At 71.4% G+C, this 22561-nt stretch carries 18 protein-coding genes and 4 pseudogenes; 13 read left to right on the top strand and 9 right to left on the bottom strand.

Going from position 1 to position 22561, the window contains the following annotated elements; genetic code table 11:
* The first annotated feature begins 293 nt into the window (after positions 1-293).
* Positions 294-557, top strand: coding sequence for a hypothetical protein (locus ACZ5TL_RS36295; RefSeq protein ID WP_468595052.1), 264 nt, complete (start codon positions 294-296; stop codon positions 555-557).
* On the top strand, positions 545-1111 hold the full coding sequence (locus ACZ5TL_RS36290; protein WP_468595051.1) for a hypothetical protein: 567 nt from the start codon (positions 545-547) through the stop codon (positions 1109-1111). The genes ACZ5TL_RS36295 and ACZ5TL_RS36290 overlap by 13 nt, the downstream gene beginning before the upstream one ends.
* A 246-nt stretch (positions 1112-1357) precedes the next feature.
* Here the strand turns inward: ACZ5TL_RS36290 and ACZ5TL_RS36285 are convergent.
* A pseudogene (locus ACZ5TL_RS36285) lies at positions 1358-1537 on the bottom strand (hypothetical protein); the annotation flags it as partial.
* A gap of 154 nt (positions 1538-1691) precedes the next feature.
* Entirely contained in the window at positions 1692-5027 is a 3336-nt protein-coding gene (locus ACZ5TL_RS36280) for a CHAT domain-containing protein (RefSeq protein ID WP_468595050.1), read from the bottom strand.
* A 161-nt stretch (positions 5028-5188) separates the two neighbouring features.
* Between ACZ5TL_RS36280 and ACZ5TL_RS36275 the strand changes: the two genes are divergently transcribed.
* Both ACZ5TL_RS36275 and ACZ5TL_RS36270 read left to right on the top strand, forming a co-directional pair.
* Positions 5189-6571: a hypothetical protein gene (locus ACZ5TL_RS36275; protein ID WP_468595049.1), complete on the top strand. Its 1383-nt coding sequence runs from the start codon at positions 5189-5191 to the stop codon at positions 6569-6571.
* Positions 6568-11559: a CHAT domain-containing protein gene (locus tag ACZ5TL_RS36270; protein WP_468595048.1), complete on the top strand. Its 4992-nt coding sequence runs from the start codon at positions 6568-6570 to the stop codon at positions 11557-11559. The genes ACZ5TL_RS36275 and ACZ5TL_RS36270 overlap by 4 nt, the downstream gene beginning before the upstream one ends.
* Positions 11560-11575: 16 nt before the next feature.
* Here ACZ5TL_RS36270 and ACZ5TL_RS36265 read toward each other — a convergent pair whose 3' ends face one another.
* Entirely contained in the window at positions 11576-12100 is a 525-nt protein-coding gene (locus ACZ5TL_RS36265; protein ID WP_468595047.1) for a Pycsar system effector family protein, read from the bottom strand.
* 318 nt (positions 12101-12418) lie between these two features.
* Between ACZ5TL_RS36265 and ACZ5TL_RS36260 the strand changes: the two are divergent.
* A pseudogene (locus ACZ5TL_RS36260) lies at positions 12419-12604 on the top strand (hypothetical protein); the annotation flags it as partial.
* A gap of 188 nt (positions 12605-12792) precedes the next feature.
* Here the strand turns inward: ACZ5TL_RS36260 and ACZ5TL_RS36255 are convergent.
* The gene (locus tag ACZ5TL_RS36255) at positions 12793-13404 is read right to left on the bottom strand and encodes a thioesterase II family protein (RefSeq protein ID WP_468595098.1); all 612 of its coding nucleotides are present in this window, start codon (positions 13402-13404) and stop codon (positions 12793-12795) included.
* Between ACZ5TL_RS36255 and ACZ5TL_RS36250 the strand changes: the two are divergent.
* The 4 genes and pseudogenes from ACZ5TL_RS36250 to ACZ5TL_RS36235 form a co-directional block, all read left to right on the top strand.
* Positions 13286-13963 (top strand): annotated as a pseudogene (locus ACZ5TL_RS36250) (AMP-binding protein); the annotation flags it as partial. The gene ACZ5TL_RS36255 and the pseudogene ACZ5TL_RS36250 overlap by 119 nt on opposite strands.
* A gap of 175 nt (positions 13964-14138) precedes the next feature.
* Positions 14139-14681, top strand: coding sequence for an AMP-binding protein (locus ACZ5TL_RS36245; protein WP_468595046.1), 543 nt, complete (start codon positions 14139-14141; stop codon positions 14679-14681).
* On the top strand, positions 14668-14871 hold the full coding sequence (locus tag ACZ5TL_RS36240) for a hypothetical protein (RefSeq protein ID WP_468595045.1): 204 nt from the start codon (positions 14668-14670) through the stop codon (positions 14869-14871). Before ACZ5TL_RS36245 ends, ACZ5TL_RS36240 begins: the two co-directional genes overlap by 14 nt.
* Positions 14868-15233: an AMP-binding enzyme gene (locus ACZ5TL_RS36235; RefSeq protein ID WP_468595044.1), complete on the top strand. Its 366-nt coding sequence runs from the start codon at positions 14868-14870 to the stop codon at positions 15231-15233. Before ACZ5TL_RS36240 ends, ACZ5TL_RS36235 begins: the two co-directional genes overlap by 4 nt.
* 1 nt (position 15234) lies before the next feature.
* Here the strand turns inward: ACZ5TL_RS36235 and ACZ5TL_RS36230 are convergent, their stop codons facing one another.
* Complete coding sequence (locus ACZ5TL_RS36230; RefSeq protein ID WP_468595043.1) at positions 15235-16371, bottom strand: NAD-dependent epimerase/dehydratase family protein; 1137 nt, start codon at positions 16369-16371, stop codon at positions 15235-15237.
* Between the two features lie 208 nt (positions 16372-16579).
* Here ACZ5TL_RS36230 and ACZ5TL_RS36225 point away from each other — a divergent pair, with 208 nt between their 5' ends.
* Complete coding sequence (locus ACZ5TL_RS36225) at positions 16580-16801, top strand: hypothetical protein (protein WP_468595042.1); 222 nt, start codon at positions 16580-16582, stop codon at positions 16799-16801.
* 463 nt (positions 16802-17264) lie between these two features.
* Positions 17265-17919 (top strand): annotated as a pseudogene (locus ACZ5TL_RS36220) (glycoside hydrolase family 32 protein); the annotation flags it as partial.
* Here ACZ5TL_RS36220 and ACZ5TL_RS36215 read toward each other — a convergent pair.
* Positions 17804-18091 (bottom strand): hypothetical protein, encoded by a 288-nt coding sequence (locus ACZ5TL_RS36215; RefSeq protein ID WP_468595097.1) that lies wholly within the window; start codon positions 18089-18091, stop codon positions 17804-17806. The pseudogene ACZ5TL_RS36220 and the gene ACZ5TL_RS36215 sit on opposite strands and share 116 nt — an antisense overlap.
* A 96-nt stretch (positions 18092-18187) precedes the next feature.
* On the bottom strand, positions 18188-18463 hold the full coding sequence (locus ACZ5TL_RS36210) for a DDE-type integrase/transposase/recombinase (RefSeq protein WP_468595041.1): 276 nt from the start codon (positions 18461-18463) through the stop codon (positions 18188-18190).
* On the opposite strand from ACZ5TL_RS36210, the gene ACZ5TL_RS36205 reads away from it, so the two are divergent.
* Positions 18456-18647 (top strand): hypothetical protein, encoded by a 192-nt coding sequence (locus tag ACZ5TL_RS36205; protein WP_468595040.1) that lies wholly within the window; start codon positions 18456-18458, stop codon positions 18645-18647. The two genes, ACZ5TL_RS36210 and ACZ5TL_RS36205, sit on opposite strands and share 8 nt — an antisense overlap.
* Before the next feature lie 14 nt (positions 18648-18661).
* On the opposite strand, the gene ACZ5TL_RS36200 is transcribed toward ACZ5TL_RS36205, so the two are convergent.
* Both ACZ5TL_RS36200 and ACZ5TL_RS36195 read right to left on the bottom strand, forming a co-directional pair.
* Positions 18662-19780 (bottom strand): fatty acid desaturase family protein, encoded by a 1119-nt coding sequence (locus ACZ5TL_RS36200; protein WP_468595039.1) that lies wholly within the window; start codon positions 19778-19780, stop codon positions 18662-18664.
* A gap of 7 nt (positions 19781-19787) precedes the next feature.
* Complete coding sequence (locus ACZ5TL_RS36195) at positions 19788-20843, bottom strand: ferredoxin reductase (protein WP_468595038.1); 1056 nt, start codon at positions 20841-20843, stop codon at positions 19788-19790.
* An 87-nt stretch (positions 20844-20930) separates the two neighbouring features.
* Here ACZ5TL_RS36195 and ACZ5TL_RS36190 point away from each other — a divergent pair, with 87 nt between their 5' ends.
* Positions 20931-22070: a PucR family transcriptional regulator gene (locus tag ACZ5TL_RS36190; RefSeq protein ID WP_468595037.1), complete on the top strand. Its 1140-nt coding sequence runs from the start codon at positions 20931-20933 to the stop codon at positions 22068-22070.
* The last annotated feature ends 491 nt before the right edge of the window (positions 22071-22561 follow it).

Below are 22561 nucleotides of genomic sequence, written 5' to 3'. Positions count from 1 at the left end.
CAGGATCTGATACGCCGCTGTGATCTGTTCTGTGTACACGTGCATACTGCGGAGACAGCGTGTGACAGGGAATACACGGGGGAAACCATGCTGCCCGAGCTCGATCAGGTGTGCGTACGGATCTACGCGGCGTTGGTTCGAGCGCCCCACACCACGAAGGACGCGCTACGCGCGCAGACAGGGATCCGCGCAGAGGTACTCGACAAGCACCTGGCCGATTTGCGGGACTTGCGGCTCGCCGTACTGAGCGCGGGTCACTGAGCGCCGCGGACCCCTCAGTCGCGGCCCGGGAGGTGCTTGATCCGGTCGCGGAACAACTGGACGCCGAACACCGGGCGGTCGAAACCGCGTTACACCGGTTCGGTGAACTGCAGGAGAAAATAGCCGAGTTGGGTCCGATCTACAGCGAGGGGCGCAGACGCTCCGCGCAGACGGATGGCCCCGAGGTCCTCATCGGCGCGGACGTGGCCAGCACGGCGATCCTCTCCGCCGCGCTTGAGGCGAAGACCGAGATGCTGATCATGGGCCGCCCGTCGAGCCCGGCGTGCGGGTGCTGACCCAGGACGCCATCCAGCGGGACCTCGCCGTGGCCGAGCGCGGTGTACGGCTGCGCGGACTCTACGCACACACGGCACGGGCTGACCTCGAACTCCGGTCTCACATCGACCGGCTGACGCAGCCGAGCGTCGAAGTCCGCACGATGGCCCACCCCTTCGCCCACATCGTTGTGTTCGGCGAGACCGTGGCCTACCTCATGGACGAGCGCGCTACGGACTCGGGCGGCCAGGCGGACACGTACACCATCGTGACCCGAGACCCTACCGTCATCCATTATCTGCGCAACCTCTTCGAGACGGCCTGGCACGTCGGCACGCCTGTCGACGCCGGGGAGCGCGGCTACGGCGACGCGATCGCGGACGTCCACCGCACGGTCGCGGAGCTGCTGGCCGAGGGGCTCAAGGACGAGACGGCCGCGCGCAGGATAGGTATGTCGGTACGGAGTTTTCGCCGCCACGTAGCGGCGCTCAGCAACGCGCTCCGGGCGGAGAGCCGCTTCCAGGCCGGTGTTGCCGCCGCACACGCCGGAATGCTGCGCAACGTACCGCGCTGAAGTGGAGGCGGGCGGCCGGTACCCCTCGATGAACAGCAGACGGACGCCATCCGGCAGGAGTTCCTGAGCCTTCGTCAGGCGGTCCATAACATCTTCTCGCAGGTGTGTGAAAGTGCCCGATTGGTCTTCCTTGCGTGGGTCGACGGCGATGGGCTCCTGCAGCCGGACATCGAGGGCAAGATCCGTTTGAAGACGGACCCTGGAACGACAGGGTGATGAGGCAGCGCCAGGGCTGGCGCTGCCTCATCACCACCTTCGCCGTCCAGCGCCGAGGGCGGCCTCGATTTCGCCGTCCGCCCCGTAGAGGAGGTCTCTGTCGGCTTCGATGCGTATCTCCCGGCCGCGCACGACCTGTACCTGGGGGCGGTGGGTGTGGGCGCCGGTGTCGAGTTCCTTCATCAGGGCGAAGAACAGCCGGCGCGGCGCGGATCACGACTAATCACTTGATCACGGAAGGGGTCACTTTTCATCGACCGATAGGGGGTCGCGGTTCAAGGAACGGCGACACAGCTCCTGTTCTCTCCGGTACGGCACCTCGCAAGGAGCCGGCCGTGCTCACGGTGCCGAGTCCGTCCGGTCGTCAGCGGCCGAAGTGGACGTGGGCCGCCCAGAGGCCGGGCGACAGCGGGTGCACGGCTCGGACCGCGACGACCGCCTCGTGCAGGGCCCGGGCGGAGACGGTGGCGTCCGGTGGCCTGGTGCCGTCCGCCGTCAGCCGCGCGTAGCAGACCTCGGCGACACGGGCGCCGGTGGTGCCCTGGATCGCCCACAGACTGCCGATGACGTCGCGGTATCCGGCGGTCTGGAAGGCCGCGGTGATGTGCAGCGCCTCGTCGACGAACCTCGGCGCGGTGCCGGTGGTCTCGCAGGCCGAGAGGTAGGCCAGGTCCGCGTGCGGGATGTCGAGGCGCCGGACGTCGGCCACCGTCAACGCCCGTGTCTCGTGGTCGTGGAGCAGCAGTCTGCTGTATCCCCTGCCCCGTGGATCGCTGACGCCGTGGCAGATGAAGTGGGCGACCCGGCAGTGGCCCAGGGCGGTCGTCACCGCGTCCCGGGTCGCGGCGGGGCCGTGCAGGAGCACGGCGTCGGGGAGTAGGCGCTCCAGGGCGGCGCGTTCCTCGGGGGCCGAGCGCAGGGCGGGCGCCCCCGGTGTCTCTGGCAGCGCGACGATCAGCGTGTCCCGTCCGGGAGAAGCCGCGGCGGGCGGCGGCCCGTCGGTCCCGCCCGTACCGCCGGGGCCTTCCGCCCTGCGCGCGTGGGCCAGGGCCCCGATGGTGGGGGTGTAGGAACTGATCGCACGGTCGAGGACCGACGGCCCGCCGCCGGCCTCGTCGTACTGTTCGGCCGCGTGCAACGGCAGGTAGGCCATGATGCCCACCGGACACCACCACAGCCTGGGCGGGGCCGTGCCCCCGGGTGGCGGGGCGCCGATGGCGCAAGCGTCCAGCACGGGTGAGACCACCACGTCCCACAGGTCGCCGAGGACCTGCCGCAGGTCCCGTTGGGCCGCCCTCCGGCCGCCGTAGTCGGGATCGCCGTAAATCCGAGTACAGGCCGACCGCAGCCGTACGACCAGGTCCTGGGCGCGTTCCCATGTCAGTCCGGGCAGTTCGACGGTCTCGACGGGCCGGTTCTCGCCCGGGTGCAGGATGAGCGCGTCGGCGCGCAGCGGGCCCGCGTAGACGGTGACCACGGGGCCCTCGGCGGTCTGGGCGCGCAGTTCGTCGAGTGTGGGCGGCAGCAGGAAGCGTGCGAGGCCGGGATGGGAGCGTCTGATCCGGGCCGACAGCTCCATCCAGTCGTCCGCGAGTTCCTTGTGGCGCCGGGCCGCGGCGTGGTCGGAGAGGGCGGGGTCGAGGCCAGGGCCGGGACCGGTGACTGAGGGCGTGACCGTGTCCGCCGCCCGGGTGCGGGCGCACAGGCCGCGAAACTCCTCGGCGAGGGCCGGGGCGTGGCGCTCTAGAGCTTCCGAGGCGATGCGGAAACCCATCAGCTCTGAGTGGAGCAGCGCGCGTGACTGCTCCAGCAGTTCCAAGGCCCGTCCGGGCTGGCCCGCAGCGGTGGCGGCGCCCGCCGCGTCGGCGGCCAGCCCGGCCACTGATCCGAGGCCGGCTTCCCGGTCCTCGCGGACGAGTTCGCGAGGCGCGAGCCTCGGCAAGAGGTCGACCGCTTGTTCGAAGGCGGCGAGGGCATCGGCGGGGCGTCCGGCCAGGAGCGCAGTGCGGCCGGCCAGCCGCGCGGCCGCGACGCGGTCGCTGACCCGTGCCGCCTCACGTTCGACGACGCCCGTCATCAGCTCGTCGTGCGCCGCTTCGAAGGCCGCGCGGCCCTGTTCAGGCCGAGGATAGGCGCTGCCGAGGGTGAACAGGGCCTGCCCGAGCGTACGGACCGCGGCGGGCATCAGGGTGGACTCCGCGGGCAGCGATGTCACCGCTTCGCGGGCGGCGGCCACCGCTTCCTCGTAAGGTGTCACACCGCCCTGCCCCGCCCCGTCTCCCGCCTCCGTCTCGCACAGGGCCCGCGACAGGACCAGCAGCGCGCCGGGCCGGTCCGGGTCGTCCCCGTCCAGCGCGGCCACCGCCGAGCGGCAGATACCGACGGCCTCCCGCGCGCCGGCCGGGTCGGAGCCGTTCCGGGTCGTGTCCAGCAGCAGTTGGGCCAGGTCGGACAGGTTCCCGGCGTACTGCGGGTGGTCGGGCGGGCAGTCGCGTACGGCGAGCCGTGCCAGCGTGACGGCCTCGGCGAGCGGTGCCGGGTCCTGCTCGAACGCGGAGAGCGTATGCAGGGCGTTGACCAGCCTGTTGATCACCGTCACCCGGGTCGCCCGCGCCTGGTCGGTTGCCGCCAGCGCACGGCGGCCCGCTTCCACGGCCCGCCGCAGGGACGTCAGCTCGCCGTCCCGGTCGTGGCGCAGCCGCAGCGCGAGGCAAAGGTCCGCGAGCGCGGTCGCGGCCATGGGCCCCTCGGACACCTCGCGTGCGACGGTCCTGGTGTGACGGACGTACTCGTCCAGGTGGGCGTCCTCACCGGTGTCGCTATACAGCAGGCGCAGGGACGCAGCGAGACCGGACAGGCACAGGGCTCGGTCGAAGCGGTCTTCCCCGGCGGTTTCCACGGCTTCCCGGGCCGCCGTGAGCGAGGCGTTCATCCGTGTCCGGTCGCCGGTGCGCGCGGCCAGCGCCCGCAGTGCGTCGGCATGGTTGGACAAGGCGACCGCGCGACGCGGGTCGCCAGCGGTGAAGGCCGCGATCGCCGCCGTCCCCATCGCGACCGCCTCGTCCGCGACGCGGCCGTCACCGGTGCGTACGAACAGGGACACCAGCGCGTTCTGCAGGTTGCCCGTCACGATGGCGCGCAGGGAGTCGCAGCGGTCCCGGGTGAGCGTCTCCGCCTCCCTGCCCACGGCCACCGCCTCGTCCAGGGCTGCCCGTTCCCGGATGTCCTCGCCGTACAGCGAGTGCAGGGAGTTGCACAGGTTGGCCATGCGGCCCGGCCGGTAAGGGTCTTGGCGGCCCGAGCGTCGTACGGCTTCCCGGTTCACCTCGACCGCTTCGGCCAGCAGGCGGGTGTCTCCCCGCCGTTGGTGGAGTTCCTCCAGGGCCGCGCCGAGATTCGACAGCAGGGCGACCCGCGACGGCCGTCCGGCCGCCGCGTCACGGTCCCGCGCCGCCCGGCCCGTCTCGACGGCCTCGGCCAGCAGGGCGGTCTCCCCGGTCCGCTGGAACAGGGTGTACAGAGCGCCGGTGAGCTGGAAGAAGAGGGCCTCGGGTGCCTGAGGGTCCGCGACGGCTCTCCTCAGTGCACGTACGGCCTCGTGCAAGGCGTCCGGGTCCTCCGTGCGCCGGTAGGTGTCCAGCAGTTCGCCGATGGACAGCCCGTGCGATGCCTCGGGACCGGTGAGCTCGGGAACGTCCACGTGTTCTCCCCGCTTTGCCGCTCTGTCGGGCTTTCGTCCGACCGGATGACTACGCTTCGTACTGCTTACACCGCGCCCCGCGAGCCGCGGGGCGGAACGTCCGAGTGCGGACGGTCATGACTCGTCGGGCCAGCGGGCCCGTACAGCGACGGAAGCGAGCCGTGTCCATGGAGTTCCTGGCCGAAAGCGCCGAGTCCGGTGCCGAGTTACCTCCGCAGGAGGCCCAACCGCTGGCCGAGGTCGGACTGTACCTGGTGGACGACGTCCGCTCCTGGACGGCGCATCCGACGGGGGCCGCGGTCGGCAACATCGTCTTCCACGGCTGGCAAGTGCGGTCCCTGCCGCGGACGCCCTCCGGGCTGCCGGGCGTCGACGCGTATCTCGTCAAGGCGCGGTACGACGTGGATTTCGACCCGGAGGTGCCGGGGCCGCGCTGGGCGGAGGCGGGCTTCTCGTTCGACGCCGGGGACCTCGTCGTCACCGCGGCGCTGCCTGCCGGCGTGACCAGGCCCGAGCCGGCACAGACCTACGTACTGACGCGGGACCTGGACTTCGCCCTGCCGAAGGCGAACGGCACGGGGGACGAGGACGGCGGCGGTGACGGCCCGCTCACGCGCGTCCCGCTGCCCGCGCTCACGCCGGACATCACCGTCTTCGGCGTCGGGGGACACACATGTCGCTGGCGTCATCGCGCGGTGGACGGCGGCGAGGTCCGGCTGGGCTCGCACACCGGATGGTTCGTCCTGCTGGTGCCGGCCGACCGCGAGGAGGTGAGCGTCACGGCGAAGGCGGGCTACGCCCTCGCCGAGGAGGCGACGATGGGCATGCGCCCCCACACCGGCACCGACGGGTTCACCGTACGGCTGCCCGTGCCCGTTCCCACCCTCCGGGTGGCCGAGCAGTCGGCGCCGCCCATGGCACGGGGCCCTGCACCTTCGTGCGGGCACGAGGCGGGGGCCGTGAGCCGCTTCACCGAGATCCGCATGGGCTTCGGCGTCGACGTGGTGGGTTACTCCGACCGGGACGCACCGGGCAGATCGGCCCTCCAGCGGCGTCTGGACCGACTCATCCGCGAGGTCCTCAGCGACCTCGGGTTCGACCTGGCGCAGATGGACCACCAGCGCAACGGGGACGGCATGAACGTCGTCCTGCCGCTGCGAACCGATGTCACCCGGGCCCTGCCCGGGCTGGTCAACTCGACGGCGGCCCGGCTCCGTCAGGACAACGACCGGCACGCCGACCGGATGCGCCTGCGGATGGCCTGCGACGCCGGCACGTTCACGGCGGGCGCCAACGGCTACGAGGGGGAGGCGGTCCTCGGCTTCTGCCGCTTGTTGGACAGCCCTCCGTTGCGCGACGCCCTCGCGCCCCATCGGAACGCCGAGCTCGGCGTGCTGGTCAGCACGTTCCTCTACGGCCAGGTTCTGGCTCCGGGCTGTCCCGGGCTGGACCCGAGCGACTTCACCCGGGTGACCGCAGTGGTGAAGCGTTTCCAGGCGGACGCCTGGCTGTACACATCTCCGGCTGCCGGGGGCACGAGGTGACCCGGCCCGCGGCCGACCGCGCGGCCCTCCTCGCGACCGTCCGGGCGTACGCCGAGACGCCCGCCGGCGACGGCAGGGATGGCGCTGAGGAGGCCCTGGCGCGCCTGCTGGAACGAACCGGCGACCTGTTCGACGACGTCGAGGTGGCCGTCGCGGCCGGACGGTTGCACCTCCGACACGCGGCGGCCCGAGAAGCCGACGGGGAAAGCGCGGAGGCGGACCTGCGGACGGCCGCCTGGTACTTCCTGCCCTTGGTCGCCGAGGGCGCGGAGCCGCCTCTGGCCGTCCGCGGCATCTACGAGCGAGCCGCGGTGACCGGTCTGCCCGGAGCCGGACCCCCGGCGGCCCCCGGTCTCTCCCCCGGCGCGTGCCACGACGGGATGGTGACCGCGATGGAACGGCACGGACAAGGCCGCCGCGGCGGAACGGCCCTCCGGCCGGCCCTGTTCGTCCTGCGGCACCTGGCGGCCACCGAGCCGGCCGGCACCGGCCGCCGGGCAGGCTACCTGTCCAACCTCTCGGCTACTCTGCTCACCCTAGCGCGCTTCGATGACGCGGCCGGGCTGCTGGACGACGCCGTCGCGGCGGCGCGTGAGGCTCTCCGGCCTGCCGAGTCCACGGCGGCCGCGGCGACGGAGCCCGCCGTGGCCAAGCACCCCAGCACTGACACCGGTCCCGGGTCCGATCCCTGGTCCGGCCCCGGAATGGGTCCGCCTCCGACGGCGCACGACGGACCGGCCGCCGGACCGGCCGACCACGACCTAGCCGACCGCCTGATGAGCCTCGTAGGCGCCCTGCACGCCCGCTACGGCCGGACCGGTGACGTCGAGGACCTGCGCGAGGCCCTTGCAGCGGGCCGCAGGGCCGTCTCCCTCGATCCCGCACCGTCCGGAAGCCGGGCGCGCAACCGCACGAACCTCGCCTTGGCCCTCCTGTCGCATCACGAGCGCACCGACGACGAGGACGCCCTCGCCGAGGCAGCGACCCACGCTCGGCTGGCCGTCTCCCTCGGGCCCGACGGTCCCTCGGCCGCCGTACCCCTCGCCAACCTCTCCGCCGTACTGGGAACGCTGGGAACGCTCCACGCGGACGCCGACACCGTACGGGAGTCCGTCGACGCGGCCAGACGGGCCGTGCAGTGCGGCGGTGACGCCCTCGACGGACCCGAGGAGTTCGGTCTCGCGCTGGCCCAGTCCCTCTTCGACCTGTACCGCGTCACCGGCGACCCATCCGTCCTCGACGAGTGCTCCGGGATCTGCCGTGCGGCTCTCACCGCACTGCCCGCTCGCCATCCGGAACGGCACCGGTACCTGCTGACGCTCGGCCGGGCCCTGCGCGCGGCGGCACGTTCCGCGGCGGACGGCGGACCCACGCTGTCCGCCGCGGTCGACGCCCTGCGGGAAGCGGTGGCGGCCACGCCGCCCGGCCACCCGGCCAGAGCCGACACGCTCGGCAACCTCGTGCTCGCCGTGCAGGACGTCTACGACCGCACCGGCGCCCCCCGGATCCTGGACGAGGCGATCGACACCGGCCGGCTCGCCGTACAGGCCGCGGCCTACGGCGGATCCGCACACCTGAAGATCCAGGGCAATCTCGCCAACTCCCTGCTCGACCGCTACTACCGGACCGGAGCCACCGCCGATCTCGACGAGGCGGTGGAGATCGGCCGCGGCGCGGTGGCCGCGACGCCGCCCGGCCATGCCGACGAAGCCGCCCATCTCACCTCGCTGGCTCACCAGTTGTTCGTCCGCGCCCAAGCGGTGGGGGACGAGTCGATCCTGGAGGAGAGCATCACCACGGCGCGCCGGGCCGTCGACACGGCGCGCCCGGGAAGCACCACCGCGGTCGCCGCGCGGTCCAACCTGTCCGCCGCGTTGGCGACGCTTTTCGAACGGACCGGAGAACTGGCGGTCCTGGACGAGGCGGTGGTGCTCCGGCGCGAGACGATCCGCGCCACGCCGGCCAGCTCACCGGCGCTCGCGGGCCTGCTCTCCAGCCTCACCGGGGTGCTCCGCATGCGCTACGACCGCATCGGAGACCGTGCCGCGCTGCGGGAAGCCGCGGAGTGTGCCCGCCGGTTGATGTCCGCTCTGCTACCGGGGCAGCCGGAGTACCCCCTGCGCATGGCAAACGCGGCCGCCACTCTCCACCAGTGGAGCGACCTCGCCCAGGACGACGACGCGGGCGAGGCGGCCGCGACCGCGGCCAGGCTCGCGGTGGACTCGGTGCCCGAGACTCACCGAGCGCGGCCCGCCCTGCTGAGCAACCACTGCGGCATCCTCCTCGGGCGCTACCGGCGGACCGGCTCCCTCGCCCTGCTCACCGACGCCACGGCCGCGGCCGACGCCGCCGTACGCACCGCGCACCCCGACGACCCGGACCGGCCACTGTACCTGCTGAACCTCGCGATGGCATCGCGGTCGCGGCACGAACGCACCGGCGAGCCGGGCGTCCTGGGCGAGGGCCTCCGCGCGGCCGAGGAAGGGCTTCGCCTCGCTCCGGCCGGGCATCCGCTCCGGCCTCGGCTGCTGTCCCAGGTCAGCCTGGGGCTCCAGGCCCGCTACCAGCGCGGCAACGAGCTGCGGCACCTGACCGAGGCGGTCGAGGCGGCCCGCGAGGCCGCAGCGGCGTGCCCGTCCGATCACCCGGACCGGTCCATGTACCAGTCGAACCTCTCCGGGGCCCTGCTGATCCTGCACCAGCGGCAGGAGCCGCAGGACGCCGAGGGGACGATCCGCGAGGCGGTCGCTGCCGCCCGCACCGCGGTCGTCGTCACCGAGCGCAGCCACCCGGACCTTCCCGTCCTCCTCTCCCACCTCTGCGCGGCGCTGATGTTCCAGTACGCCGTGACCGGCGGCGCGCGGGAACTGGCCGCCGCCGTCGCCGCCGGGCGCCGGGCCGTCGCCCTCTCACCGCCCAGACACCCCGAGCAGACGCACCGGCTCGCCAACCTCACGGCCGCGTGGCGGCTCAGGTACCGCCACGACTCCTCGCCCCGCGCCCTGTGCGAGGCGGTGGCCACCGCCCGTCAGGCCGTCGCCTCCCTGGCTCCCGACCATCCCGACGAGGCGTCCGTCCTGACCGGCTGCGCCGCAGCGCTTCGCAGCGCCTGGCGCGCCGGGGCGGACCGGACCGATCTGGAGGAGTCGCTGCGCCTCCTGGACCGGGCCGTAGGCTCCGCGGTCAGCCCGGTCGGGGACCGGGTCAGGGCGGCCCGCGCGCTCGGCCGGGCCGCTCTGGAAGCCGGCGAGCCCGATGGGGCCCTGCGGTCCTACGAGGCCGCCGTGGACCTGCTCGCGCAGCTCGCTCCCTGGCGGCTGACGCGCGCGGATCGGGAGTTCGGGCTCGGGGAGATGGAGGGGCTGGGTAGCGAGGCGGCCGGAGCGGCACTGAGCAGTGGTGATCCGGCGCGGGCCGTGGAACTGCTGGAGCAGGCACGCGGAGTGATGCTTCAGCAGACCCTCGACATGCGGGGCGACCTGGACGAGCTGCGCGCAGCCTCCCCGGAGCTGGCCGACGAGTTCGAGGCCCTGCGGAACAGACGAGACGCCGCCGACCACATCAGACTCACTGAGGAGTTCGACGAGGCGTACGCCGGGCGGCCCGACGAAGCGTCCGGTACGGACAGCCCCGGCGGTCCCGGCGGTCCCGGCGGTCCCGGCGGCGGTCCACACGGTCCCGGTCGGGCCCTGCGGCGCATCGCCGCCGAACGGGCCTCGATGGACACGGAATGGCACGCACTCCTCACCCGGATCCGGGCCCTTCCCGGACTGGAGGGCTTCCTGGGGCGCCCCGCCCTGGAGACGCTCCGCAGGCAGGCGGACGGCGGCCACATCATCATGCTGGCGGTCGGCAGGCACCGGGGTGACGCACTGGTGGTGACCCCGGACCTCCGCTCCCCCGTGATCGTGGTCGGCCTGCCGGACGTGACCGAGAACCGGGTGATCGACCGGGCCCAACGGCTTCTTGAGGGACGTGTGCCGGGCTCCCCGCCGGTGACCGGCTACGCGCAGGCCAAGCGGCGCATGCGGGTACTCACCGAGACCCTGGAGTGGCAGTGGGACCGGGTGGCGGGGCCCGTGCTGGAGCGGATCGGACTGACCCGGTCGTTCGGGCCGGACGACGGCCCCGGTGAGTGGCCGCGGATCTGGTGGTGCCCGGCCGGTGTCACCGCCTTCCTGCCCTGGCACGCCTCCGGCCACCACCAAAAGGACCCGACGCGCGGCGGGCCCGCCCGCACCGTCATGGACCGGGCGGTCTCCTCGTGGACGCCGACCGTCCGGGCACTGGCCCACGCGCGGCGCCCCACGCGGACCACGGCACCGGTCACCGGTTTCGGTGCCACCGCGCCCGGGACCGGTACAGGTGCCCTGCTGGTCGACATGGCCCGCCCGGCCGGAGCACCCCGTCCGCTGCGGCACGTGACCACCGAGATCGAACGCCTCGCCGGCCTGCTGCCCGGCGCCACCCGGGTCGGTCCTCCGCACAACACGCCGCGGGCCGTGCTGGACGGGCTGCCCGCCCACCCGGTGGTGCACTTCGCCTGCCACGCCATCAGCGAGTGGGGTGCTCCGGGACGCAGCGGACTGCTGCTGAGCGACGGCGGCGGCAGCGGACGGGACGGCGGGACGGCGCGGCTCACGGTCGACGCGATCTCCTCCCTGCACATCAAGGGCGCCGACCTCGCCTACCTGTCGGCGTGCAGTACCACGCTGACCAACCAGCGACTGGCGGACGAGTCCGTGCACATCACGGCCGGGTTCCTGCTCTCCGGCTACCGCCGGGTGATCGGCACCCTCTGGCCCGTCGATGACACCGCGGCCGCGGAGATCGCCGTCGACTTCTACACCCGGCTGACGGAGAACGGCGATACTGCTCCGCAGACGTGGGACGCGGCGTACGCGCTCCACCTCGCCCTGCACCAAGGGCGAGCACGGCGGCCGTGGGCCCCGTCCCTCTGGGCGGCGCACCTGTACGCCGGTGCGTGAGGGGGGCCGGGTGCGGTCAGGCCGAAACCGCGGCGAGCACCACGAGGGCGAGGCCGATCGCGAAGGAGAAGAGGGACGACCGCAGGTACCGATGCTTGGTCCAGGCGATCCTGCTCATGATGACCAGTTGCCGGCTGAGCACGGGAAGCGGCTGGGCGCGCCGCAGCGACTCGGCCAGTTCTTCGGCCTCACGGTGCATCAGATGGCCGAAATAGACGAAATTGTCGGGTGCTTCGGCCCGCAGGGCGGAGGTCCGCAGGCGGGGCGTGACGACGAGGGCCGCGAGGACGGCCGCGACAAGGATGGACGCACAGCCGGACCAGAGCAGGCACCGGACCACCCAGTCGTGCGGGCCGGCGAAGATGTTGCCGTTGCCGGAAAGCGCGATGATCCCGGCCCCGGCGGCCGATTCGAGGGTGAGGGCGAAGGAGGCCTTGGCGTCGACCCGGGCTGTCCACTCCCCCACCGCGGCATGGACGCGCCAGGCCGTGTCCACGGCCTTCTCCTCGGCCTCGGGGCTCACCGCGTCGCTGGCGGACATCAGGGCCTCCACCGGTGGGAGACGTGGCAGAACATCGTCGGTGTCCTCCTCGCGGGCGTCGCACGGCCCTTGCCGGTGCCGTGTATCGGAGGGCATACCCAACTTCCGGCCGGACAACGACGCTATCCGGCACTCGCTCCCTGCTCGGCACATCCCTGGCAGGGTGGAGATTACGAGAAGAACCAAGGCGGAAGGCGTAAATAGCTGAGAAGCTGTTGTTTCCGGAGCTGAAGACTGCGTTTCCGCTGGTCGGGCGTAGGGTCGGCGGTCCCGTGGGAGTAGTGGCCTGTCGTGCTGTCGCTGCCCGGGAGGTCGTGGATGCCGTCGGTGGTTGGGCTGTTGGAACAGCGTGAGCTGGGTGCTCACCGTCGTGTGGACGAGCTGCGGGAGGAGGCCGACCGCGTCCAAGCCGAGCTGGCCGTGGCCGAGCGGGAATGGCAGGAGTGGGCCATCGCCCGCTCGCGGGTCGACGAGGTGCTGGCCCCGGCGGACGAAGCCGAGCGCCGTCTCGCTGGACCTGATCCGGTCGAGGTCGGGTCCTGTCAGTGCCGTTCCGGTGCGCAGGTACGTCTCCGCGTTTACGTGGTCGAGCACGTTCGTCCGCGCCCCGAGCCCGAGGGCGTCGAGGACGTCCAGGGCCGGCTCGATCACCTCCGGGCCGATGCCGTCACCGGGTATCACGGCGATGGTGGTCAAGGCCGCCTCACTTCCGGCCCTGGCTCAGTACGTCCGCGACGAGTTCCGCGATGTCGGCCGTCAGATGGAAGTGCCCGCCCGGCCGCACGGTTTCCGTGAAGCCGCCGGTGGTGACGGCCGCCCACCCCGCCAGCTGAACCTGCTCCACCAACGGGTCTCCCTCGCCGTGGTAGCAGCGCACGGGGCAGGAAAGCGCACGGGTGCCGGGGCGGGGCCGGTAGGTCGCGAGGGCCCGCAGGTCCGAGCGGATGACGGGCAGGAGCAGGTCGCGCAGTTCGCCGTTCTCGGCGATGGCGGGTTCGATGCCGCCCAGCGCGCACAGCGTCGTCCAGAACTCGTCGTCGGGTGCCTGGTGGATGCCTCTGTTGTTCATCCGTCCGGGCGGCAGAGCGGCGGAGACGCAGAGCGCCCGGGGTTTCCTCGCCGGCGTCGCGCAACAGCAGGGCGGCTTCATAGGCGACCAGCGCGCCCAGGCTGTGCCCGAACAGGATGTGGTCGCCCGGCGGTAACCGCTGCAGCTCCGCCGCCACGCAGTCGGCCATCGCGGCCACGTCGTCCACGGGTGGCTCACCGAAGCGGTCGCCGTGGCCCGGGTACTGGACGGCCATCAGCGACACACCGAGCGGCAGGCCCACGTCTCGCGCGGACATCGCGCACCACCGCACCGGGCCGCCCACCGCATGGAGGCACCCGCCCCCAACCGCGCGGCCGCCGGCCCGCGGCGGAGCCGGTACGGGCCCGAGCGCCCCCATGGCTCCATCCGGACCGCCGCGCCGCCTCTATCCACGCCTCGACCGACCGCTGAACGGGAACGCGATCATGCTTGGCGGTTTTGTGCCCTGGCCCGAGCACCTCGCGGCGGAGTTGCGCCGGACCGGGGTCTGGCTCGGACGGCCGATCGGCGACTTGTTGCACGAGTCGTGCGAACGGAACGCCGAGCGGGTGGCCGTGGTGTGTGGCGAACGCCGGATGACCTACGCGGAGCTGGCCCGGCGGGCGGACCGTCTGGCGGGCGGCCTCATCGGACTGGGCATCAGGCCCCTGGACCGGGTGGTGGTGCACCTGCCCAACATCCCGGAGTTCGTCGTCCTGGTCTTCGCGCTGATGCGGGCCGGAGCGATCCCGGTGCTGGCGCTGCCCGGTCACCGCAGGGCCGAGATCGCGCATCTGTGTGCTCACTCCGGAGCTGTTGCCTATGTGGTGAAGGACGAGTTCGGCGGGTTCGACTTCCGTACGATCGCCCGGGAGATCCGGTCGGTCCCGCACGTGATCGTCAGCGGTGACGCCCAGGAGTTCACCTCGCTGGGGGCGCTGGACGCCCAGGACGTCGTGCTCCCCCCGGGTGGACGCGTCGGACCCGGCGCTGTTCCTGCTCTCCGGGGGCACCACCGGGCTGCCGAAGCTGATTCCCCGGACCCACGACGACTACGAGTACGTCATGCGGGCCAGCGCAGCGGCCATGCAGGTGGGCCCGGAGGTGGTGTACCTCGCTGTCAACCCGGTCGCGCACCAGGCGGCCCTCGCCTGTCCGGGCGTGTTCAGCAGTCTCCTGTTGGGCGGAAAGGCGGTCCTCACGTCGAGCGTGCGGCCCGACGACGTCTTCTCGCTGATGCGCCGTGAGGCGGTCACCGTGACCACGGTCGTGCCCTCGGTGTTGCGGCTGTGGGCCGACGCCGGACGACCGCCCGGGGAACTGTCCCGCCTGCTGATCCAGGTGGGCAGCGCACCGCTCGCCCCGGCCCTGGCGCGCCGTGCGGCCCAGATGCTGGGCTGCCGGATCCAGCGGTGGTACGGCATCAGCGAAGGGCTGCTGACCCACACCCGGCTCGACGACCCCGAGGAAGCGGCCGTTCAACACGGACGGCCGGCCCATGTCACCGGGTGACGAGGTCCGGATCGTCGACGAGTCGGGGAACCCCGTGCCCGACGGGGAGGCGGGCGAGATGCAGGTGCGGGGCCGCTACACGACCGCGGGTACTACCGCGCCCCTGAGGAGAACGCCCGCTCGTTCACACCGGACGGCTTCTTCCGCACGGGCGACCTCGTCCGGCGCAGGCCGGACGGCAACATCATGATCGTCGGCAGGATCAAGGACGTCATCAACCGGGCCGGTGAGAAGGTCTCCGCAGAGGAGGTGGAGCGGCAACTGCGCACCCACCCCGCCGTACAGGACGCGGCCGTGATCGGCGTGGCGGACACCGTGCTCGGCGAACGCACCTATGCGTTCGTCGTCCTCGATGAGGCCGACGTCCGTCCGTCCGCCATGAAGGAGTTCCTCAGGGGCCGTGGCCTGGCCGCCTACAAGATCCCCCGACCGGCTGATCTCGATGCCGCAGCTTCCGCGCACACCGATGGGGAAGGTCGACAAGAAGGCACTGCGCGCAGGGATCGTCGTCTCGGAACGCTGACGACGCCCGAGGCGCGGAACGGGCTCTGATTTAGACACTCCCCATCCTTCTGTTGCGGTCCGCGCCATACTCACAGTGTGAGCCGCCGGACCCTCCCCCAGTCCTCCGCCGCTGCTGTCGCTGCTCGCGCCATGACCGGTAGTGGTCGAGCAGCGTCTCCTCGATCGGGCGGTAGGTGAGCCCGAGTTCCTCGACGCTTCTGTGATTGTCGACGCGGAAGCGGATGCCGAGGTGCTTGCGGATGTAGTCCTGACTGAGGCCGAAGGCCGGTCCCAGGACGCTGACTGGCCAGTGTGGGAGGGCGGTGCGGGGGAGGCGGAGGTTCCTGGGATAGTGCGTGCGCAGGATCGCCGACATCTCGTGGAACGACGTCATCTCCTGTGCAGCGACGAGGTAGCGCCCGTGCGCCTCGGGTCGTTCCGCCGCCGCGATGTGGGCCGCCGCCACGTCCCGTACATCGGCCGTCGTGAAGCTGAAGTCGGGGGCGCCGTAGAAGAAGTAGCCCTTGAACAGCTCGTCCAGGAGGAACAGGCTGCCGGAGGCCGAGGCGGGGGTGAGCGAAGGGCCCAGGATCAGGCCGGGGTTGACGGACACCATGCTCCAGCGGTCCTGCGCGGCCGCCGCTTCCCAGGCCGCCCGCTCCGCCACGGTTTTGGCGTGGTGGTACGGGTTGTTCTCCACCGTGCTCGTGGTGTTGAAGTACTTCTCCGACAGGATCCGGTCGTCCATCTGCAGGACGTCGATGTAGTCGCCGAAGACCGCACCCACCGTGGACGTGAGGACGAGCCGCTCGACGGTCTCCGTGCGGTCTATGCCGGCGAGCACGTTGCGCGTGCCGTGGAGCGCCGGTTCCAGCATGTCCCGGCGGCCGTCCTTGATCTTCTCCGGCATCAGGAAGGGCGAGGCCACATGAAAGACCACGGAGCAGCCCTTCATCGCCTCGTCGAAGGAGCCGTCAGCGAGCAGATCCGCCTCGAAGAGGTCGAGGCGGCCGGGGTGCGCGTCCCACATCGCCCGCAGCGGCTCCAGCTTCGCGGCGTTCGCCGTGCTGCGCACGGTGGTGCGCACCCGGTAGCCGCGCTCCAGCAACTGCCGTACCAGATGGGCGGCGACAAAGCCGCTGCCACCGGTCACCAGGACCGTCCCGCCGGCCGGGTTTTCGCTCACGCGCACTCCTCGGAGAATGAACTCGGAGTCTGCCATGATCCCATCATGGCCCCCCAGCCCCAACCACCCTGTGTCTAGGAGGAGTTCGTGCCCGCTTGCCGCGAGGGCACGGCTGGAGGAGGACGACGCCTTCCCGGGCCGCGGGCGGGCGGGAGGCCGGACGCGGACGCCGACTCCTTCCGCCGGCCGGTCAGAAACGCCCGCGACGGTGAGTCACTGGCCGTCCGCCTCGACGCGGCCGACGGTCCTCCTGTTCGCCGACGGCCGCCGGCCACGCCCCTGCAACAAGCGCCTACGGCGGGAGCCGAACCACCACCCTCTACCCGGCTGGGACACCGCCGCGCTCCTCGACGCCGTCGAGCGGGCCCTGTCCGCGCGGGTCGAGGCGGCGGCCCGCGCGGCCGGGAACGGCGCGGTGCTGAACGACTGAAGCGAGGATCTGCTGCACAGCGACCGGGCGCGCAGGACGGCGGACGGCTGGGGCTCCCCCTACGGCGCGCTCGACCGGGGTCCGCTCTGGGACGCCCCGCAGCGTGACTCCCGAGCTGCGCGCTACTCGCCCCGGCGCGGCGCGGTCATCCATGGACGGGCTGGTCGTTCTCCGCCGGGTGGGGCAGCGGGGAGACACTGGACGCCACGCTGGTGGAACCCGAGCTGGTAGTGGAAGTCGGCGTCGATATCGCCCGTGCCGTCGCCGGCCGGCGGCGGCACCCCGCACGCTGGCACCGTGCCCGCCCCGACGACCGCCGGCATCCCGCTGGACGTCGCCACCGCGCTGACGGCGTCCGAGCGCGGCGGCCCGCTGACGCGCAACACCGGCGAGCGCGCCCTGATCCCCGGCTGACGATCGGCGTGATCGTGCTGCAGGGCTTCGGGTACTCCTGCCGACCCTGAACGCCCCGGGTGGCAAGCGCTACATGATCGGCTGGATGAACAACTGGGACTACGGCCGGTCCATCCCCACCTCCCCCTGGCGCAGCGCGCAGAGTGTTTCCCCGGGAAATGGCACTGCGCACGATCAACGGCCAGATCCGGCTGACCAGCAAGCCGGTGGGCAGCCTGGAGTCCCTCCGGAACAAGCGCCCGGCGACGGCGTCCGGCGTCACCGTCAAGAGCACCTCCAAGCCTCTGATCGGCCGCGCGGCCAGAGGCAAGGCGCTCGACATCGAGGCGACCTTCTCCCTCAAGGACGCCGAACGGTTCGGCCTGAAGATGCGTACCGACGCGGGCGGCGAGGAGACCGTCATCGGCTACGACACCACGACACAGGAGCTGTACGTCGACCGCACCCGCTCCGGCGTCGGCGACTTCAACAGCACCTTCCCCGGCGTCCAGACCGCACCCCTGAAGCCCAAGAACGGCAAGGTCAAGCTGCGGATCCTCGTCGACTGGTCGTCCGTCGAGGTCTTCGGCGGCAATGGCGAAGCGGTGATCACCGACCAGATCTTCCCCGACTCCTCCAGCACCGGCGTCGAGATCTTCGCCGAACGCGGCACCGCCACCCTCGACCACATGCAGGCGTGGCAGCTGAAGTCCATCTGGCGGTGACGAGCCGCAGGTCCGCGGGCCGGTCGCCCAGGGGCGGCGACCGGCCCGCGGCTCTCAGCAAGGCAGGCGCCAAGAAAGGGGCGTGGAAGCAATCCCCACCAAACCCGGGCGGTAGGTAGTCGAGGGCGGAGTGGAGCCGTTCCTCGTTGTACCAGGTGGCCCACTGGAAGATCGCCCGCTCGACCTGGTCGACATCGTTCCAGGGGCGCCCTGCATCTCGATCAGCTCGGCCTCGAAGGCGCCGTTCAGTGCCTCGGCCATCGCATTGTCATAGTTGTCCGCGACGGACCCGACCGACGCCGGGGCGCAGATCTCGGCAAGGCAGTTCTGTCCGCATATGGTTCGCGATCTGCCAGCCGACGATCATCCGCGAGTACACGTCGAGGACGAACGCCACGTACACCCAGCCCGACCAGGTACGGACATACGTCATGTCCGCCACCCACAAGCTGATCGGGCCGTGAGGCGGTGAAGTCGCGGTTGACCCGGTCCGGCGGGCGCGGCTCCGACGGCTCCGCCGCGGTGGTCCGCCGGCGTTGACCACGGATCACGCCCTCCAGACCGTGCTCGACCATCAGCCGCTCGATGGTGCACCGGCCACGTCGACGCCCTTGCGGCGCAGGGCCCGGGTGATCCGGCGGGCACCAGTGTGCCTGGCCGCCATGGACGCCCTCCCCCAGCTGCGCCTCCTGGCCAAGCCCGTCATCGCGGTCGCCCGGGAGATCTGAACCCATGCCGGGAATCAGGCGGCGACGAGCTCCTGCTCGCGGTCCGGCGTTTTGACCTTGGGCCTCTTGTTCGGCAGCGAGAGCCGGAAGACTTTGCGCCACGCGGAGAACACCTGCTTGGGCAGCGGGCCGGTGACGTACTCCAGCTCGTACTTCTCGAACAGCGCGCGCACCTTCACCGCGACCTCGGCGTACCGGTTGCTCGGCAGGTCCGGGAACAGGTGGTGCTCGATCTGGTGCGACAGGTTGCCGGTCATGAAGTGCATGGCCTTGCTGCCGCTGATGTTCGCCGAACCCATCATCTGGCGCAGGTACCACTGGCCGCGCGTCTCGCCCTTGATCGAGCGGCGCTCGAAGACCTGCACGCCCTCGGGGAAGTGCCCGCACATGATCACCGAGTGGGACCAGATGTTGCGGACCAGGTTCGCGGTGAACGTGGCGGCGAGCGTGGGGAGGAACGACGGGCCCGACAGCAGCGGGTGGATCACGTAGTCCTTGAGCACCTGCTTGCGGATCTTGCGGCCCACGGCCTTGGCCCGGGCGCGGAACTCCGGGTTCTTGCGGCGGCGCTTGTGCAGGTTCTTGCCGAGCTCCAGGTCGTACGCTGCGATTCCGTACTCGAAGAAGCAGGCGTTGATGAAGTTCCACAGCGGCTGGCCGAGGTGGAACGGGTGCCACTTCTGGTCCTCGTCGACGCGCATGATGCCGTAGCCGAGGTCGTTGTCCTTGCCGATCACGTTGGTGTATGTGTGGTGCAGCTCGTTGTGCGAGTGCTTCCACTGCTCGGACGGCGAGACGTGATCCCACTCCCAGGTGGTGGAGTGAATCTTCGGGTCTCGCATCCAGTCCCACTGGCCGTGCAGGACGTTGTGGCCGATCTCCATGTTGTCCATGATCTTCGCCACGGACAGACCGGCGGTGCCGAGCAGCCACGCGGGCGGGAAGATCGAGAACAGCAGCACGCCCCTGCTGACCAGCTCGAGCGTGCGCTGCGCCGAGATGACCTTACGGATGTAGGCGGCGTCCTTCTCACCTCGGCTGGCGATCACCTCGTCGCGGATCGCGTCCAGCTCGCGGCCTAGCTCCTCGATCTGCTCCGCGGTCAGGTGTGAGGTGGGGTCGATGGCGGTCAAGGTGCTCCTACCGTTCGATGTCGCAGGGGCCCGCCGCGGCGGACACGCAGGTCTGGATGAGGACGCCCGGCTCGGCCTCGGTGATCTCGCCGGTGCGCAGGTCGCGGACGGCGCCCGCCTTGAGCGGCGTGATGCAGCCGAAGCAGATGCCCATGCGGCACCCGGAGGGCATGAGCACGCCGGCCTCCTCGCCGATGTCCAGCAACGGCGTGGCGCCGTCCGCGTCGACGGTCTTGCCGGTGGCGCTGAACGTGACCTCGCCGCCGTCGCCGGTGACGACGATGGTGGGGCGGAAGCGTTCGGTGTGCAGGCGCTCTTGGACGCCGTGCTCGCTCCAGTACTCTTCGGCGGCGTCGAGCAGGCCCGCGGGCCCGCAAGCCCAGGTCTCGCGCTCGGCCCAGTCGGGCACGAGTTCGTCGAGACGGGCGATGTCGAGCATGCCGTCGGTGTCGGTGTGCACTTCGGTGAGCCGCAGCTTCTTGTCCGCGACCAGGTCGTGCAGTTCGTTGCGGAAGATCACGTCTTGCGGCTGTGGCGCGCAGTGGACCATGACGACGTCGTCGAACTCGGTGTCGCGCAGCATGCCCATCACGGGCGTGATGCCACTGCCGGCCGTCAGGTAGAGCACCTTGGCGGGCTTGGCCTGCGGCAGTACGAAGTCACCGGTCGGCTGGTCGAGCTGGATCAGCGCGCCGGGTTTCGCCCTGCGGACCAGGTGGTTGCTGACCTTGCCGTCCGGGATCGCCTTCACGGTGATCGTGACGCGGCCGTCCTGGCGGTTTGTCGGCGAGGTGAGGGAGTAGGCACGCCACAGGCGCACCCCGTCGACGTCGACCCCGATCCGCATGTACTGACCGGCGGTGTGGCCGCGCCAGCCCCGCCCCGGTCTGATCACGATGGTCGCGGCGTCATTCGTCTCGGGGTGCACGGCCTCGATGCGCCCACGCAGGTCGGCGCCCGAACGCAGCGGGCTGACCAGGTCGAGGTAGTCCGACGGCAGCAGCGGCGTCGTGACCATCTCCAGCAGTTTCCACGCCCTGCTGCGGAGGGCTGCACTCGTCATGACTCCAGCTTGCTGCGTCTCAGGGCGTAAAGTCCTGACCGCAGGATGTGAATCTAGTCGACTGAATTGTTCGCAGGGAACAAAGGCATGAGTCATGCAATCCAGAGGGCCAGCGAACTGGCCCTGGACGAGACGACGGTCACCGCACTGCGGGCCGCGCTGAAGACCACCGCCGACGAGGTCGTCCAGGCGATCATCGACGAGGTCCCTCCCTACGCCAACGCCCTTTCGGGCCACATGGGCGCCACCATCCGCCGAGCCGTCCGCACCGCCCTGGGGCACTACCTGGACCTCGCGAGCGGGAACGCCACAGGCGGCGACGGCGGTGACGCAGCCTACGAGCTGGGCCGCGGCGAGGTGCGTGACGGCCGTTCGATGGACGCCCTGCTCAGCGCCTACCGCGTCGGCGCCCGCGTGGCCTGGCGATGCCTGGCAGCGGGTGCCGTACCCGCAGGTCTGCCCGCCGCCGAGGTCGCCAAGTTCGCCGAGCTGACCTTCGCCTACATCGACGAGCTCTCCGCCGCGAGCGCCGCGGGCCACGCCGACGAACTGGCCGCCCGGGGCAGGGCCCACGAGCGCCACCTGGAACACCTGGCCCGCGACCTCCTCGCCGGCGCGAGCCCGGACGTGCTGCTGGCCTCTGTTCAACGGGCCGGGTGGCAGCCTCCGGTTTCGCTGACCGCGGTCCTGCTGCCCGCCGCCCAGGCCCGGCCTGCCTACCGCGCGCTCGACCCGAGCACCCTCGTCCTCGACGATCTGCCGGATGCCACAGGTGTGCTGCTCGTCCCCGATGCCGACCGATCACATCTCTTGCGGCAGCTGACCGACCGCACCGCCGTGGTCGGCCCGGCCCGGCCATGGACTCGTGCGTCCGCCTCGTACGCACGAGCCGTACGCGCGCGCTGCCTCTCCTCTGATATTCGCGACACCGAGGACCACCTGCCCGAGCTGGTGCTGAGCGCCGACGTGGACGCGTTCGCAGACCTGCGTGCCCGAGCCCTCGCACCGTTGCGGACCTTGCCTGTCACGACCGCACGGCGGCTGGAGGAGACGTTGCGGGCGTGGCTGCTGCACCAGGGCAGGCGGGACGAGGTGGCGGCGGCGTTGTTCGTCCATCCCCAGACAGTCCGGTACCGGATGTCGCAGCTGCGGGGACTGTTTCCGGATCTCGCATCGCCACACCGGGTCCTTGAACTGACGCTGGCGGTCGGTCTTCGGGTCAGCTGACACGTACTTCGACCGTCCACGACCGCGTCCGCGAGCGGTCCAGGAATCGTGCCTCGTTCTCGGTGTCATCAGCTGGCTCATGCGGCCCGGGGAAGAGCGGTATGAGCCAGCTGAGACCGGGAGCTGATGTGAAGACCAGACAAGGCCTCGGGAAGCCCGTCGCGCTGTCTCTGAGAAGCGCGGTGGCGGATACGGCTCGACCGGATACGGTGGACGATGCCCACCGGCCCGCTCGTCGACGCGCTCATCGAGCATCTGGTCGGCGATCTGGGCCGCAACGCCCTGGAAAACAGGTCTCATGGCGTCGTGGAGGGCGCTGGGAGCGCTCGAGAAGCGCGGCAGGAGAAGCGACGGGGCCGGAAGCAACGGTTGCGGTGGCGTCGCAAAGAGGTCTTGAGAGGGCGGTATGAGACCTGATGCCCGATTCTTCGTTTCGTGCGGGACAAGCGGGCAGGTTGTGGCGACGTCGGTCGACTACGGCCGGGGCTGGG

This window comes from Streptomyces sp. NPDC033136, from assembly GCF_055578235.1.
Note: the sequence above shows the minus strand (reverse complement) of the source record. Positions and strands in the feature narration are given on the sequence as shown.

What these genes read in the sequence shown, in the direction of transcription:
- ACZ5TL_RS36190 (WP_468595037.1), top strand. Translation starts at nt 20,931, where the DNA reads ATGAGTCATGCAATCCAGAGGGCCAGCGAACTGGCCCTGGACGAGACG.
- ACZ5TL_RS36255 (WP_468595098.1), bottom strand. Translation starts at nt 13,404, where the DNA reads ATGGCCGTCCAGTACCCGGGCCACGGCGACCGCTTCGGTGAGCCACCC.
- ACZ5TL_RS36265 (WP_468595047.1), bottom strand. Translation starts at nt 12,100, where the DNA reads ATGTCCGCCAGCGACGCGGTGAGCCCCGAGGCCGAGGAGAAGGCCGTG.
- ACZ5TL_RS36195 (WP_468595038.1), bottom strand. Translation starts at nt 20,843, where the DNA reads ATGACGAGTGCAGCCCTCCGCAGCAGGGCGTGGAAACTGCTGGAGATG.
- ACZ5TL_RS36235 (WP_468595044.1), top strand. Translation starts at nt 14,868, where the DNA reads ATGATCGTCGGCAGGATCAAGGACGTCATCAACCGGGCCGGTGAGAAG.
- ACZ5TL_RS36240 (WP_468595045.1), top strand. Translation starts at nt 14,668, where the DNA reads ATGTCACCGGGTGACGAGGTCCGGATCGTCGACGAGTCGGGGAACCCC.